The following is a 13,626-nucleotide window of genomic DNA, read 5'->3' on the forward strand; positions in this document are numbered from 1 at the left end:
GGAGCCGGGATATGTTAAAATAAGCACAATGTGATTCGGAAGGAGGCGTCTTTGTGGAACTGAGCCAGAGCCAAAAACAGAGCCAGGTGCTCTCTCCCCAGATGATGCAGTCTATGAAGATCCTCCAGATGGGCCTTCAGGAGCTGCGGGAGTACATCGAGGAGGCAATCCAGGAAAACCCGGTGCTGGAGCTGCCCGAGCCGGGAGAGGAGCCCCGGAGGGAGGAGGACTTCGCCCGCAAGCTGGAGTGGCTGGAGGCCAACGACCGCCAGAACGCCTACTATCACCTCCAGGACGCCGAAGGGGAGGACTCCGACCCCCTGGCCAACGTGGGCTGTTTCCTGGACGAGGAGGATGACCTGAACCGCTACATCCTCTCCCAGTTCATGGGCACCGACCTGGAGCCGGAGGTCATGGAGGCCCTGGAATTCCTGGTGGAGCAGCTGGATCAGAACGGCTGGCTGGACGAGGAGCTGCCCGTCCTGGCCCAGGCCGCTGGGCTCTCCCAGCGGGCCATGGCCCGGGCCCTTACCGAGCTTCAGGCCGCCGAGCCCGCGGGTGTGGGGGCCCGGAGCCTGCCCGAGTGCCTGCGGCTCCAGATCCAGCGCCGGGCGGGGGACCACCGCCTGGCCGAGGTCATCGCCGAGCGGTACCTGGACGAGCTGGCCCGGGGCCGGTACGGCGCCATCAGCCGGGACCTGGGGGCGGCCGAGCGGGAGGTCCGGTCGGCCTGCGACCTCATCCGCACCCTGAACCCCCGCCCGGGCACCGGCTTCGCCGCCCGGGAAAATTTGGTGTACATCACCCCCGACCTGGTGGTGACCACTCTGGAGGACGGCTTTGAGATCACCGCCAACGACACCGCCATCCCCCGGCTCAAGCTCAGCTCTTACTACACCCAGCTCATGCGGGAGACCGGGGACCAGGAGGTGCGGGAGTACCTCAGCGGCAAGGCCAATCAGGCGAAATGGGTGGTCAAGAGCATCGAGCAGCGCCGTACCACCCTGCTCCAGTGCGCCCGGTGGGTGGTGGAGCGGCAGGAGGCCTTCTTCCGCCAGGGGCCGGGGCACCTGCGCCCCCTGACCATGGGGGAGGTGGCCAGGAGCCTTGGGGTCCACGAGTCCACCATCAGCCGGACGGTGAAGGACAAATACCTCCAGTGTGACCGGGGGGTCTATCCCCTCAGCTACTTCTTCTCTCGCCCCCTGGGCCGGGAGGACGCCTCTCCGGAGGCGGCCAAGGCCCTCCTGCGGGAGCTGGTGGAGAGGGAGAGCAAGCCTCTCTCCGACCAGAAGCTCAGCGAGGAGATGGGCCGCCGGGGCTGCGCCATCTCCCGGCGGACGGTGGCCAAGTACCGGGAAGAACTGAACATCCCCAACGCCTCCGGGCGCAAAAAATGAAACGGCCTTTCCCCTGGGGGAAAGGCGTCGGCGGATTGGGGGCCCCTTACGAGGCGCCGCCCCCGCCCGATTTCTTCAACAGCTTCCCCCGTCAGGGGGAAGCCTTTTTGAAAGGCGGCACGATATGAAATACCAAGCAATCCTGTTCGATTTTGACTACACCCTGGGGGACGCCACGGCCTCCATCTACGAGGGCTTCTGCTACGCCTTTGAGAAAATGGGTTACCCCCGGCCCGACCGGGAGGCGGTGCGCCGTACGGTGGGCCATATGCTGGAGGACGAGTTCACCATGCTCACCGGGGTGGAGGACCCGGCCCAGCGCGCCGAGTTCCGCCGCTGGTTCCAGGAGAAGGTGGCCGACACCCAGGCGGAAAAGACCGACCTCCTCCCCGGGGCGGAGGAGCTGCTGGGGGCCCTCCACCAAAGGGGGGTCCAGCTGGGCATCGTCACCAGCAAGCGCAACGACACCCTGCGGAAGATCCTCGCCCGTCACGGGGTGCTGGACCAGCTGGACTTCACCGTGGGCGGAGACCTGGTGGGCCTGCCCAAGCCCGACCCGGAGGGCCTCAACGCCGGCATCGCCGCCCTGGGGGTGGAAAAGGCGTATGTCCTCTACTGCGGCGACACCACCATCGACGCCGGCACCGCCCGGAACGCGGGGGTGGATTTTGCCGCCGTCCTGAACGGAACCACCCCGGCGGAGGACTTCGCGGGCTATCCCAGTGTCCACATCGCCCCCGACCTGCTGGAGCTGAAGCGCTGGCTGGGGGTCTGAGCCGCCGGAGGGAGGGAGCGCATATGAGCTATATCGAAGAGAACAAAGCGGCCTGGGAAGAGGCCTTTGAGCATCGGCGCCCCGGCTGGGGCGAGAAGGACCACGAGCGGCTGCTGGGGGAGAGCCTTCCTTTTTTCTGCCCCGACGTGGCGAAGGAGCTGCGGAGGATGGACTATACAGGCAGAGCCGTGGCCCAGTTCTGCTGCAACAACGGCCGGGAGCTGCTCTCCCTCATGGGGCTGGGCCCGGCGGAGGGCGTGGGCTTCGACATAGCGGAGAACATCATCGCCCAGGCCGTGGATACGGCGGAAAAGGCGGGGGTCCGAAACTGCCGGTTCGTCGCCTGCAATATCCTGGATATCCCCCCGGAGTACCACGGCCGGTTCGACCTCATTTTCTTCACCATCGGCGCCATCACCTGGTTTGAGGATCTGAACCCCCTGTTCCGGGTGGTCTCCGACTGTCTCAAGCCCGGCGGAGTCCTGCTCATCCACGACTTTCACCCTGTCATGAACATGCTGCCCCTGCCCGGGGAGCCGGAATTTGACGCCGGGGATCTGAACCGGGTGGCCCACTCCTACTTTCGGACCGAGCCCTGGCTGGAGAACGAGGGGATGGGCTACCTGTCGGAGCAGTACCCCTCCAAGACCTTCACCAGCTTTTCCCACACCATGGCCGCCATCCTCAACGCCGTCAGCGGCGCGGGGCTGACCTTTGTCCGGCTGGACGAGTACGACTATGACGTGGGCCTGACCGACGCATATGATCAAAAGGGCTTTCCCCTCTCCTATCTCCTGCGGGCTGAGAAACGGCCCTGATGGAAGAAAAATGCGCCGGACTGGACGTTTTCGCCCAGTCCGGCGCATTTTTTCTGCCCATAGGGGGCAAATGTAAAGAAAAAACAAGGGCTTTACACAGACTTTACAAAAGCCTGTGGGACAACTTTACAATGGGCAAGTATACTGAAAAGCGTTCCGGGGAAAGCCCCGAAGATTTGAAAGTATGATTGGAGAATGAAAAGAATGAAGAAGTCTGTTTCTGTGCTTCTGTCCGCCGCCCTGTGCGTGGGCCTGCTGGCCGCCTGCGGCGGCAACGCCGCCGAGAGCGCCGCCCCCTCCGAAGCGGTTCCCTCCGCCGCCGCCCCCAGCCAGGCCGCCAGCCTCTCCGGCACCGTCTCCACCAACGGCTCCACCTCCATGGAAAAGGTGATCGGCGCCCTCATCGAGCAGTTCAAGACCGTGGAGCCCGGCGTCACCGTGACCTATGACCCCACCGGTTCCGGCACCGGAATCGAGGCCGCCTCCAACGGCTCCGCCGACATCGGCCTGTCCTCCCGGGGCCTGAAGGAGGAGGAGAAGGCCTCCCTCACCGAGACCGTGGTGGCCAAGGACGGCATCGCCATCGTGGTGAACCCCGCCAACACCGTGGAGGACCTGACCGTGGAGCAGATCGCCCAGATCGCCAAGGGCGAGATCACCAACTGGTCCCAGGTTGGCGGCGCCGACGCCGAGATCGCCTTCATCGGCCGTGAGGCCGGCTCCGGCACCCGGGGCGCCTTCGAGGAGCTGACTGAGACCGGCGACGCCTGCAAGTACACCCAGGAGCTGACCTCCACCGGAGCCGTCATCACCGCCGTGTCCACCACCCCCGGCGCCATCGGCTATGCCTCCCTGTCCAGCGTGGAGGACTCCGTCAAGGCCGTGAAGGTGGAGGGCGTGGAGTGCACCGAGGCCACCGTCCTGGACGGCACCTACGCCATCCAGCGTCCCTTCGTCTTTGCCACCAAGACCGACGGCTCCCTCAGCGAGGCCGCCCAGGCCTTCTTCGACTTCGCCATGGATCCCGCCAACGCCGATCTCTACGTCGCCGCCGGCGTGGTGCCCGCCAACAGTTAAAACCAGGTTTCCCCCTCTTTGAGATACGGCGCTCCCCGGCCCCGGGCTTGGGAGCGCCGAACTCGAGTCAGCGAACTTTACCAAATGTTTACGAAAGGTGGAGACGCCTATGGCGCGCGTGTCGGAAACGGCCGCGGAGCAAAACAGCCCCCTGGTCAAGCGGCGGGGGCTCCGGGAGCTGCTGGAAAAGGGCATGAACGGCCTCTTCTTCCTGTGCGGGCTGGTGGCGGTGGCCTTCGTGGTGTTCATCACGGTCTATCTGGTCATCTCCGGCCTGCCCGCCATCCGGGAGATCGGCCTCACCGATTTCCTCTTCGGCACCCAGTGGGCCTCTACGGCCAAGGAGAACCCCCAGTTCGGCATCCTGCCCTTTATCCTCACCTCCGTCTACGGCACCGCCGGGGCCATCCTCATCGGCGTGCCCATCGGCTTCCTCACCGCCGTATTCCTCTCCAAGCTGGCCAACCCCAAGGCGGCGGCGGTGATCCGCACGGCGGTGGACCTGCTGGCGGGCATCCCCTCGGTGGTCTACGGCCTCATCGGCATGACGGTGCTGGTCCCCGCCATCCGGGTGGCCTTTGACCTGGCCTCGGGGGCCACCCTTCTGGCCGCCATGGTGGTGCTGGCGGTGATGATCCTCCCCTCCATCATCTCGGTGTCGGCCACCGCACTGAACGCCGTGCCCAAGGAGTATGAGGAGGCCTCACTGGCTCTGGGGGCCACCGAGATCGAGACCTATTTCCGGGTCAGCGCCCCCGCCGCCTCCAGCGGCATCGCCGCCGCCGTGGTGCTGGGCATCGGCCGGGCCATTGGGGAGGCCATGGCCATCATGATGGTGGCGGGCAACGTGGCCAACATGCCGGGGCTCTTCAAAAGCGTGCGCTTCCTCACCACCGCCATCGCCTCGGAGATGTCCTACTCCTCGGTGGGGAGCCTTCAGCGCAACGCCCTGTTCTCCATCGCCCTGGTCCTGTTCCTCTTTATCATGCTCATCAATATCCTCTTGAACACCCTCCTCAAGAAGAACAAAAAATAACGCCGCGGTGTTCTCTTAGCCCCCGCCCGCGGAGCGGGCGCTCAAAATCAGATGCCGCGGCCGGAACGGCCCCGTGACATGTTTTGCCCGCCGGGGATAAAACATGTAGGCACCGGGAGAAATGGATGGTATAATCAATGCAAATGGAACATCGATCCCCTCGGCGGGTGGCCTATGACAGGGTGCTGCGGTTCCTGCTGTACTTCTCCGCCTTCCTCACCTGCGCCCTGCTGGTGGTGCTGATCGGCTATATTTTTGTCCGGGGCCTGCCGGAGGTCACCTGGGAGATGCTCACCAGTGAGCCCAGCGTCCTCCGGGATGTGATGGGCATCCTGCCCAACATCATCAACACCCTGGCCCTGATTGCCGGGACCCTCCTCATCGTCCTGCCCCTGGGAGTGGGGGCCGCCATTTACCTGACGGAGTACGCCAAGAGCCGCCGGGTGGTGGAGGTCATCGAGTTCGCCACCGAGACCCTGACCGGCATCCCCTCCATCCTCTACGGCCTGGTGGGCATGCTCTTCTTCGTCCAGACCCTTGGCTGGGGCGGCTCCATCCGGGCGGGCATCCTCACCCTGGTCATCATGATCCTGCCCACCATCGTCCGCACCACCCAGGAGTCCCTCAAGACGGTGCCCCAGTCCTACCGGGAGGCCGCCCTGGGTTTGGGCAGCGGCAAGTGGCGGATGATCCGCACGGTGGTGCTGCCCTGCTCCATCGACGGCATCGTCACCGGCTGTATCCTCTCCATCGGCCGCATCGTGGGGGAGTCCGCCGCCCTGCTCTACACCGCGGGCTCGGCCTCGGTGCTGGTCCGCCTCAGCTTTGACAGCATCCCCGCCCTGGCCCAGAGCGTGGGGAACTACTTCGCCACCTCCGGCGGCAGCCTGACGGTGGCCCTCTATATGTACACCATGGAGCGGGGCAAGATTGAAACGGGCTTCGCCATCGCCTCTATCCTCATGATCCTGACCCTGATCATCAACCTGTCCGCCAAATGGCTGGGCGGAAAACTGAAAAAACAGTAAGGAGGGGCAGAGAGAAATGGATCAAACCCCTATCATCGCCACCCGGGGCCTGGACCTGTGGTACGGTGCGTCCCAGGCCCTTCACAGCGTGGATATGGACATCCCGGAAAAAAAGGTCACCGCCCTTATCGGCCCCTCCGGCTGCGGCAAGTCCACCTTTTTGAAAACTCTGGACCGGATGAACGACCTGGTCCCCGGCATCAAGATCACCGGCTCCGTCACCTACCGGGGCCAGGAGATCTACGACCCCCAGGTGGACGTGACCTGGCTGCGCAAGCAGGTGGGCATGGTGTTCCAAAAGCCCAACCCTTTCCCCATGTCCATTTACGACAACATCGCCTACGGCCCCCGCACCCACGGGGTGCGGGGCAAGGCCGAGCTGGACGACATCGTGGAGAAGTCCCTCCGGGGGGCCGCCATCTGGGACGAGGTGAAGGACCGGCTGAAAAAGTCCGCCCTCTCCCTCTCCGGCGGCCAGCAGCAGCGGGTGTGCATCGCCCGGGCCCTGGCGGTGGAGCCGGACGTCCTCCTCATGGACGAGGCCACCTCCGCCCTGGACCCCATCTCCACCTCCAAGATCGAGGACCTGATCTCCGATCTGAAGGAGAAATACACCATCATCATTGTCACCCACAACATGCAGCAGGCCACCCGGGTCTCCGACAAGTGCGCCTTTTTCCTGCTGGGGGAGCTCATCGAGTTTGCCGACACCACCCAGCTCTTCTCCGTCCCCAAGGACAAGCGGACCGAGGACTATATCACAGGGAGGTTTGGCTGATGCGCAAGACCTTTGACGCCGAGCTCCAGGAGCTCAACTACGAGATGATCAACATGGCCGCCGCCGCCGAGGACGCCATCGACACGGTGACCGAGTCCCTCTCCTCCGACGCCCCCGACGCCGCCCACGAGGCCATGGAGCTGACCAAGACCATGGACGAGATGGAGCGGGACATCGAAAACCACTGCTTCCGCCTCCTCCTCCAGCAGCAGCCGGTGGCCCGGGACCTGCGCACAGTGTCGGCGGCGCTGAAGATGGTCACCGACCTCCAGCGCATCGGGGACCAGTGCGCCAACATCGCCGAGCTCTCCCTCCTCTGGCCCGGCAACGTCCAGAAGGCCCAAGACCTGGCGGACATCCGCTCCATGAGCCAGAAGGCCGCCGTCATGGTCAAGCGCTCCATCTTCGCCTACGCCAACCGGGACGTGGACTCCGCCAAGGAGGTCATCGCCCTGGACGACGAGGTGGACGAGCTTTTCCAGCAGGTGAAAAAGGAGCTGGTGGAGCTGCTGGTGGGCAACCGGGAGGAGGCCGACCGGGCCATCGACCTCATCATCATCGCCAAGTATCTGGAGCGCATCGCCGACCACGCCGTGAACATCGCCCAGTGGGCCATCTACTGCGTCACCGGCGAGCTGGTAGGCTGAAACGAGCGGTTCCAAGAAAGCCTTCCCCTCGGGGGACACCCCAGGGTGGCTTCTCTTGCCCCTGCGGGGCAATTCACCTCCAGGTGCCCCAGTCCTCAGACTGGGGCGGATGAGGGGAACCTCCCCAGACATACGGCGCCCCAAGAAAACCCCAAATAAGTTGACATAATAAGGAGGCGGTCCCATGGCGGACACCATCGTGGCGGTGGAGGACGACGAGAGCATCCGTGAGATGCTGCGCTATTACTTCCAGACGGTGGGCTATGCCTTCCGGGGCTACGACTCCGGGGAGGCCCTTTTCGCCGGAGAGGGGGACGCGCCGCCCCCCGCCCTCTATATCCTGGACATCATGCTCCCCGGCATGGACGGGGTGGAGATCCTGCGCCGCCTCCGGGCGGGAGCGGCCACCGCCCAGACCCCCGTCATCTTCCTCACCGCCCGCACCGCCGAGATGGACCGGGTGGCCGGGCTGGAGGCGGGGGCGGACGACTATGTGGTGAAGCCCTTCGGCATCATGGAGCTCCAGGCCCGGGTCAAGGCGGTCCTCCGCCGCGCCCCCGGCCGGACCGGCCAGATCCTCCGCCGGGGGGACCTGGAGGTGGACCCCGCCGCCCACGAGGTCCGCAGGGCGGGGGAGAAGGTAGAGCTGACCTACAAGGAGTTCGAACTCCTGCGCCTGCTGTGCTCCCGTCCCGGCGTGGCCCTGACCCGGGACGAGATTTTGCGGGCGGTCTGGGATTACGACTACACCGGCGAGACCCGCACGGTGGATATGCACGTGAAGGCCCTCCGCCAAAAGCTGGGGGAGGACATCATCACCACCGTCCGGGGGGTCGGCTACAAGATTTCTTAGGATAAGGGCCGGCCCCCGGCCCTTAGGGAAGGATTGCCCATGAAAAGACGATTGACGGCGGGCACCATGCTCATCGTGGTGCTGGCCCTTCTGGTGTCCACCGCCGTGGGGGTGTGGAGCCTCCACCAGCGGGAGATGGACACCGCCCGTCAGAGCCTCCACGAGCTTTTGAATATGGTGGACGCCCAGAACCAAATCACCGATCCCCAGCGGGCTCTGGAGGTATTTGCCGCCGCCGCCCCGGCCAAGCGCCTCACCCTCATCAGCCCCGACGGCTCCGTGCTGCTGGATACGGACAGCGGCACCAGGGAGAACCACGCCAACCGCCCCGAGTTCCAGCAGGCCTTGGCCGCCGGCTGGGGGGAGGCCACCCGTCCCTCCGAGACGGTGGGGGTGCCCCTCCTCTACGTGGCCAAGACCTTCACCGACGGGGTGGTGGGCCGGGCGGCCATGCCCCTGTCCTCCATTGACACCCTGGTCCGCTCCGGGCTCATCCCCCTTCTGATCGCCTCCGGGGTGGCCCTCCTGCTGGCCTTCCTCCTCTCGGGCCGGATGGCCCGGCGGCTTTTGGAGCCCCTGAACGTAGTGGGCGACGCCCTCCAGGGGGTGCTGGACGGCGGCACCACCGCCGGGGAGCTGGAGCGCTACCAGGCCGACGACGAGCTGCGGCCCATCCTGCGCTATCTGGAAAAGCTCATCGGCCGCCTGGGGGAATATCTGGACCAGGTGAAGGCCGAGCGGGACAAGGTGGGCCTCATCCTGGACTGCATGGACGAGGGCCTCATCCTCCTGGACGAGGTGGACAATATCCTGGCCATCAACCGGGCCGCGCGGGAGCTCTTCGGCCTGCCCGAGGGGGAGCGGGACGGCGGGATCCAGGTCCTTCTCCGGGGCAGGAAGATCCGCCAGGCCATGACCGAGGCCCATCAAAACCACACCCCCGCGGTGCTGGACTTTACAGACCCAGCCCTGGGGGACCGGGAGCTGCGCATCTTCCTCTCCCCGGTCTCGGGCCGCCGGTACGAGGGGGAGAACGTGGGCACCTCGGTGCTCATCTCCGACGTGACCGAGCTCAAAAAGGCCGAGGGCATCCGCAGCCAGTTCACCGCCAACGTCTCCCACGAGCTCAAGACCCCCCTTACCTCCATCAAGGGCTTCACCGACATGCTCTCCACCGGCATGGTCCAGAGCCCCGAGGACCAGAAGCGGTTCCTCACCATGATCGGGGTGGAGGTGGACCGGCTCATCGACCTCATCAACGACATCCTGGAGCTCTCCGAGCTGGAGAGCGTGGCCATCGAGCAGGCGGGGGAGACCGCCTCCCCCCTGGACACCGCCCGGGAGGTGGAAAAACTCCTGGCCCCCGAGGCCGGGAAGGCCCAGGTGACCCTCTCCGTGTGTGGTGAACCGGGGCTGGCCCGCATCGCCTCCGGCCGCCTCAAGGAGCTTTTGATGAACCTGATGGAGAACGCCGTCAAGTACTCCGAGCCCGGCGGGAAGGTGGAGGTGGCCGTGACCAAGGGGGCCGGGACCATGACCATCACCGTGGCCGACAACGGCATTGGTATTCCCCCCGAGGCCCAGGAGCGGGTCTTTGAGCGTTTCTACCGGGTGGACCGGGGCCGGGCCCGAAAAAACGGCGGCACCGGCCTGGGCCTGGCTATCGTCAAGCACATCTGCCAGCTCTACGGGGGCTTCGTCACCCTGGACAGCGCCCCCGGCCGGGGCAGCACCTTCACCGTCACTCTCCCGGCGGGGGAATAAGAGGATATAAAAAGGGGAGCGGCCCACGCCGTTCCCCTTTTTTCATATTCCGCCGTCTCCGCGGGGCTGAATGTAGTCTGCCTCCCGTTCCCGGGCGGCCATTCCGGGAACGGCTGTCGGGACGCGCCCCGGTTCCGGGCGGAGAGAGCATTTGCACTATTCCTTCTCAAACCGCTCCCGGAAGCCCTCCATCTGCGCCTCGTCCTTCACCTCCAGGTCCCGCACCCCCGCGCGGCCCTCCACGTGGTGGGTCAGCTCGTGGGCCAGGGTGGTGTGGAGCTCGTCGGCCCAGTCCTCCTGGGTCCAGTCCTCCAGCTCGGCCAGGGCGGCGAAGGAGCCGTAGTAGATATTAATGTGGTTGCCCAGCATGTCCCGGCAGTATTCCCCCATGAAATAGAGCTCGTCGTCGGGGAAGTCCGGGTCCTTCATCGCCTGGGGCTCCAAAATAATGCCGCCGTTGAGCCCCTCGAAGAATTCCGGCGGGAACTCCTCCGCCATCTCGTCCAGCAACGCGCCCACCCGCTCAAAGGATAAGATCATAAAAAACGCCTCCTCAAGTTTTTCCTCTTGCAATCTGCCCCGGCTTTTTGTATAATATTCGACAATGGAGAGAAAAGGGGGAATGGACCATGGCGGAGCGGACGCGTTGGACGGCGGCTCGGCGGGGCCTTTCTTTTCTTTTTCCCTTTTGCGTGGCGTACCGGCAGTAATGCCGGTATTTTTTTTGCCCATGTGTGTGAGTTGAAAGGAGAATGACGATGAACGAAACCACCAAGCGCGCCGCCCCCATCCGGGACGCCCGGACCCTGGGGCTGCCCAAGATGCTGATCCTGGGCCTCCAGCATATGTTCGCCATGTTCGGCGCCACCGTGCTGGTGCCCATCCTGGTCCAGGGCTACGGCCTGCCCCTGTCCATCCAGACCACCCTCTTTTTCGCCGGGGTGGGGACCCTCTTTTTCCACGTGTGCACCAAGCTGAAGGTGCCCGCCTTCCTGGGCTCCTCCTTCGCCTTCCTGGGCGGCTTCTCCGCCATGGCGAACATGGATACGGGCCGGTACGCCGCCATGGCCGCGGGGGAAAAGCTCCAGTACGCCTGCGGCGGCATCGTGGTGGCGGGGCTCCTCTACGTGGCACTGGCCCTCATCATCAAGGCCGTAGGGGTCCATAAGGTCATGCATTTCCTGCCCCCGGTGGTCACAGGGCCCATCATCATCCTCATCGGCCTCAACCTGGCCCCCTCCGCCGTGTCCAACGCCTCCACCTGCTGGTGGCTGGCCCTGGTGTCCATCGCCGTCATCGTGGTGGCCAATATCTGGGGCAGGGGCATGATCAAGATCATCCCCATCCTTCTGGGCGTGGTGGTGCCCTATCTGGTGGCCCTCATCGCCAACGCCATGGGAGCCACCGCCCTGGACAGCCTGGGCAACGCGGTGCCCCTGCTGGACTTCTCCGGGGTTGCCGCCGCGGATCTGGTGGGCTTCCAGCCCTTCCTCACCAACTTCTCCGGCAGCGTGGCCAAGTTTGACCTCTCCGCCATCCTGGTCATGGCTCCCATCGCCGTGGCCTCCATGATGGAGCACATCGGCGACATGTCCGCCATCTCCGCCACCGTGGGGGAGAACTTCATCGAGGAGCCGGGCCTGCACCGCACCCTGGTGGGCGACGGCATCGCCACCGCCCTGGCCGGCCTCTTCGGCGGCCCCGCCAACACCACCTACGGTGAAAACACCGGTGTGCTGGTCCTCTCCGGGGTCCACGACCCCCGTGTGGTCCGTCTGGCCGCCCTCTACGCCGTGGTGCTGTCCTTCTCCCCGGCCTTTGCCGCCCTGGTGAGCTCCATCCCCTCCGCCATCATCGGCGGGGTGAGTTTCATCCTCTACGGCATGATCTCCGCCATCGGCGTGCGGAACGTGGTGGAGAACCAGGTGGACTTCACAAACTCCCGCAACCTCATCATCGCCGCCGTCATCCTGGTGTGCGGCCTGGGCTTCACCGGGGGGCTCACCTTCACCGTGGGCGGGGCCACCATCACCCTGACCAGCCTTGCCATCGCGGCAATCGCGGGCATCGCCCTCAACGCCGTCCTCCCCGGCAACGACTTCCACTTCGGCCAGAGCGCCAACGCCGATACGGCGGCGTCCCTGGGCCGGTATTGATCCGGAGCCCGTCTTTTCTGACCGCGGCGGCCGCTTGAGCGGCCGCCGCCGTTTTTTACCCGGTCACAACGCCGTCCCGGGAGAGGAAGAGCTGGGCCGGGGGCGGCTGGGAGGAGAACTGCATGGGGGACAGCACCGCCCCATAGCTCCCGGCGTTCTTGACCACGACCAGGTCTCCCCGCAGGAGCCTGGGCAGGGTGACGTCCCGTGCGATCACGTCCGAAGCGGTGCACAGATTCCCCACCAGCGTGACGGTCTCCTCCGGCCCTTCGCCGGTCAGCGCCTCACAGGGAAAGGCGTCCACGGCGGTAAAGAGGGGCTCGCTCCCGGCGGGGACGCCGTCCCCCGCGTAATTGGCCACCAGCTGGGCCAGGCAGGGGCGGAGGAAGCCGTTGAGGGTATTGCTGAGGATAAGGAAGGTGGTCCCCATGGACTCCTTCCGGTCCAGCACCCTGGTGATATAGTACCCGCTTTTGCCCACCGCGTAGCGGCCCGTCTCCAAAATAAGCCGGGCCCCGGGCAGCCGTTCCCGGAAGGCCTCCGCCAGCCGGGCGGTCCGCCTGCCCAGGTCCTTGGTGTCCAGGGGGCGGTCCCCCTCCCCATAGGGGATGCCCAGGCCGGAGCCCAGGTTGACAAATTCCAGCTTCTCCCCCAGGGCCTTCTGAAAGGCGGCGGCCAGGGCGAGGACCCTGCGGTAATAGCCCTCCAGCACCGGGGCGTGGAGCTCCTGGCTGCGCAAATGGACGTGGATGCCCGCGATCCTGACGTTGGGAAGGGCCTTCCACGCCGGGACCGCCTGAAAGGCCAGGGCCTCGTCGATCCCAAATTTGGAGGGCTGGCCGCCGTCCCCCGCAAAGGTAAAGCCGGGATTGATGCGGACCCCTATTTTGGCGGTGATCCGCCGCGCCGCGGCGAGGCGCTGGATGAGGGCGATCTCCTCCAGGCTGTCGGCGATGAGGGTGGAGCGTTCCAGCGCCCCCTCCAGATCCACGGTCCGCTTTCCCGGGGCGGAGTAGTGGATCCGCTCCGGCCCCAGCCCGCTCCGATGGGCCTGCTCGACCTCGGCCAGGCTGGCGGCGTCGGCGCCCAGGCCATGGGCGAAGAGGCTCTCCGCCACCGCCGGGTGGGGGTTGGCTTTCAGCGAGTAGAGAAACTCCGCGGCCCCCAGATCCGTTTTCAGGCGGCGGACGGCGTCGTCGATGCCGCGCTCGTCATAGAGGTAAAAGCTGTCATAGCGCCGGGCCTGCTCTAAAATGACCTCTTTTAGGTCCAACATGTCCGCCTCCTTGGGGCT

Annotated in this window: 14 protein-coding genes; 12 read left to right on the top strand and 2 right to left on the bottom strand. The window is 65.5% G+C overall.

The window, feature by feature from the left end:
* The first annotated feature begins 53 nt into the window (after window positions 1-53).
* From rpoN to AAEU42_RS00295, 11 genes are all read left to right on the top strand, one after another.
* Complete coding sequence (rpoN, locus tag AAEU42_RS00245) at window positions 54-1,400, top strand: RNA polymerase factor sigma-54 (RefSeq protein WP_342231503.1); 1,347 nt, start codon at window positions 54-56, stop codon at window positions 1,398-1,400.
* Between the two features lie 124 nt (window positions 1,401-1,524).
* A complete protein-coding gene (locus tag AAEU42_RS00250; RefSeq protein ID WP_342231504.1) occupies window positions 1,525-2,175 on the top strand; it encodes an HAD family hydrolase in 651 nt (216 codons plus the stop codon).
* A gap of 23 nt (window positions 2,176-2,198) precedes the next feature.
* Window positions 2,199-2,993 (top strand): class I SAM-dependent methyltransferase, encoded by a 795-nt coding sequence (locus AAEU42_RS00255; RefSeq protein ID WP_342231505.1) that lies wholly within the window; start codon window positions 2,199-2,201, stop codon window positions 2,991-2,993.
* Complete coding sequence (locus tag AAEU42_RS00260) at window positions 2,993-3,181, top strand: hypothetical protein (RefSeq protein ID WP_342231506.1); 189 nt, start codon at window positions 2,993-2,995, stop codon at window positions 3,179-3,181. Before AAEU42_RS00255 ends, AAEU42_RS00260 begins: the two co-directional genes overlap by 1 nt.
* A 16-nt stretch (window positions 3,182-3,197) precedes the next feature.
* Window positions 3,198-4,070 (top strand): phosphate ABC transporter substrate-binding protein, encoded by an 873-nt coding sequence (locus AAEU42_RS00265; RefSeq protein WP_342231507.1) that lies wholly within the window; start codon window positions 3,198-3,200, stop codon window positions 4,068-4,070.
* 193 nt (window positions 4,071-4,263) lie between these two features.
* Complete coding sequence (pstC, locus tag AAEU42_RS00270; protein ID WP_342231983.1) at window positions 4,264-5,106, top strand: phosphate ABC transporter permease subunit PstC; 843 nt, start codon at window positions 4,264-4,266, stop codon at window positions 5,104-5,106.
* Between the two features lie 137 nt (window positions 5,107-5,243).
* The gene (pstA, locus tag AAEU42_RS00275) at window positions 5,244-6,134 is read left to right on the top strand and encodes a phosphate ABC transporter permease PstA (protein ID WP_342231508.1); all 891 of its coding nucleotides are present in this window, start codon (window positions 5,244-5,246) and stop codon (window positions 6,132-6,134) included.
* A gap of 16 nt (window positions 6,135-6,150) precedes the next feature.
* The gene (pstB, locus tag AAEU42_RS00280) at window positions 6,151-6,912 is read left to right on the top strand and encodes a phosphate ABC transporter ATP-binding protein PstB (RefSeq protein ID WP_342231509.1); all 762 of its coding nucleotides are present in this window, start codon (window positions 6,151-6,153) and stop codon (window positions 6,910-6,912) included.
* Window positions 6,912-7,559 carry a phosphate signaling complex protein PhoU gene (phoU, locus tag AAEU42_RS00285; RefSeq protein WP_342231510.1) on the top strand — a complete coding sequence of 216 codons (648 nt, stop codon included), beginning with the start codon at window positions 6,912-6,914 and terminating at the stop codon, window positions 7,557-7,559. The genes pstB and phoU overlap by 1 nt, the downstream gene beginning before the upstream one ends.
* A gap of 184 nt (window positions 7,560-7,743) precedes the next feature.
* Window positions 7,744-8,412, top strand: a complete 669-nt coding sequence (locus AAEU42_RS00290) for a response regulator transcription factor (RefSeq protein ID WP_342231511.1) — start codon at window positions 7,744-7,746, stop codon at window positions 8,410-8,412.
* A gap of 39 nt (window positions 8,413-8,451) precedes the next feature.
* Window positions 8,452-10,176 carry a sensor histidine kinase gene (locus AAEU42_RS00295; protein ID WP_342231512.1) on the top strand — a complete coding sequence of 575 codons (1,725 nt, stop codon included), beginning with the start codon at window positions 8,452-8,454 and terminating at the stop codon, window positions 10,174-10,176.
* 156 nt (window positions 10,177-10,332) lie between these two features.
* On the opposite strand, the gene AAEU42_RS00300 is transcribed toward AAEU42_RS00295, so the two are convergent.
* A complete protein-coding gene (locus AAEU42_RS00300) occupies window positions 10,333-10,716 on the bottom strand; it encodes a metallopeptidase family protein (RefSeq protein ID WP_342231513.1) in 384 nt (127 codons plus the stop codon).
* 218 nt (window positions 10,717-10,934) lie between these two features.
* Here AAEU42_RS00300 and AAEU42_RS00305 point away from each other — a divergent pair, with 218 nt between their 5' ends.
* Window positions 10,935-12,332, top strand: a complete 1,398-nt coding sequence (locus AAEU42_RS00305; protein WP_342231514.1) for a uracil-xanthine permease family protein — start codon at window positions 10,935-10,937, stop codon at window positions 12,330-12,332.
* A gap of 55 nt (window positions 12,333-12,387) precedes the next feature.
* Here AAEU42_RS00305 and AAEU42_RS00310 read toward each other — a convergent pair whose 3' ends face one another.
* A complete protein-coding gene (locus tag AAEU42_RS00310) occupies window positions 12,388-13,608 on the bottom strand; it encodes an alanine racemase (RefSeq protein ID WP_342231515.1) in 1,221 nt (406 codons plus the stop codon).
* Window positions 13,609-13,626: the final 18 nt, after the last annotated feature.

Origin of the sequence: Pseudoflavonifractor phocaeensis, assembly GCF_038439875.1 — a bacterium.
In the GTDB taxonomy this organism is placed as follows: Bacteria; Bacillota; Clostridia; order Oscillospirales; family Oscillospiraceae; genus Vermiculatibacterium.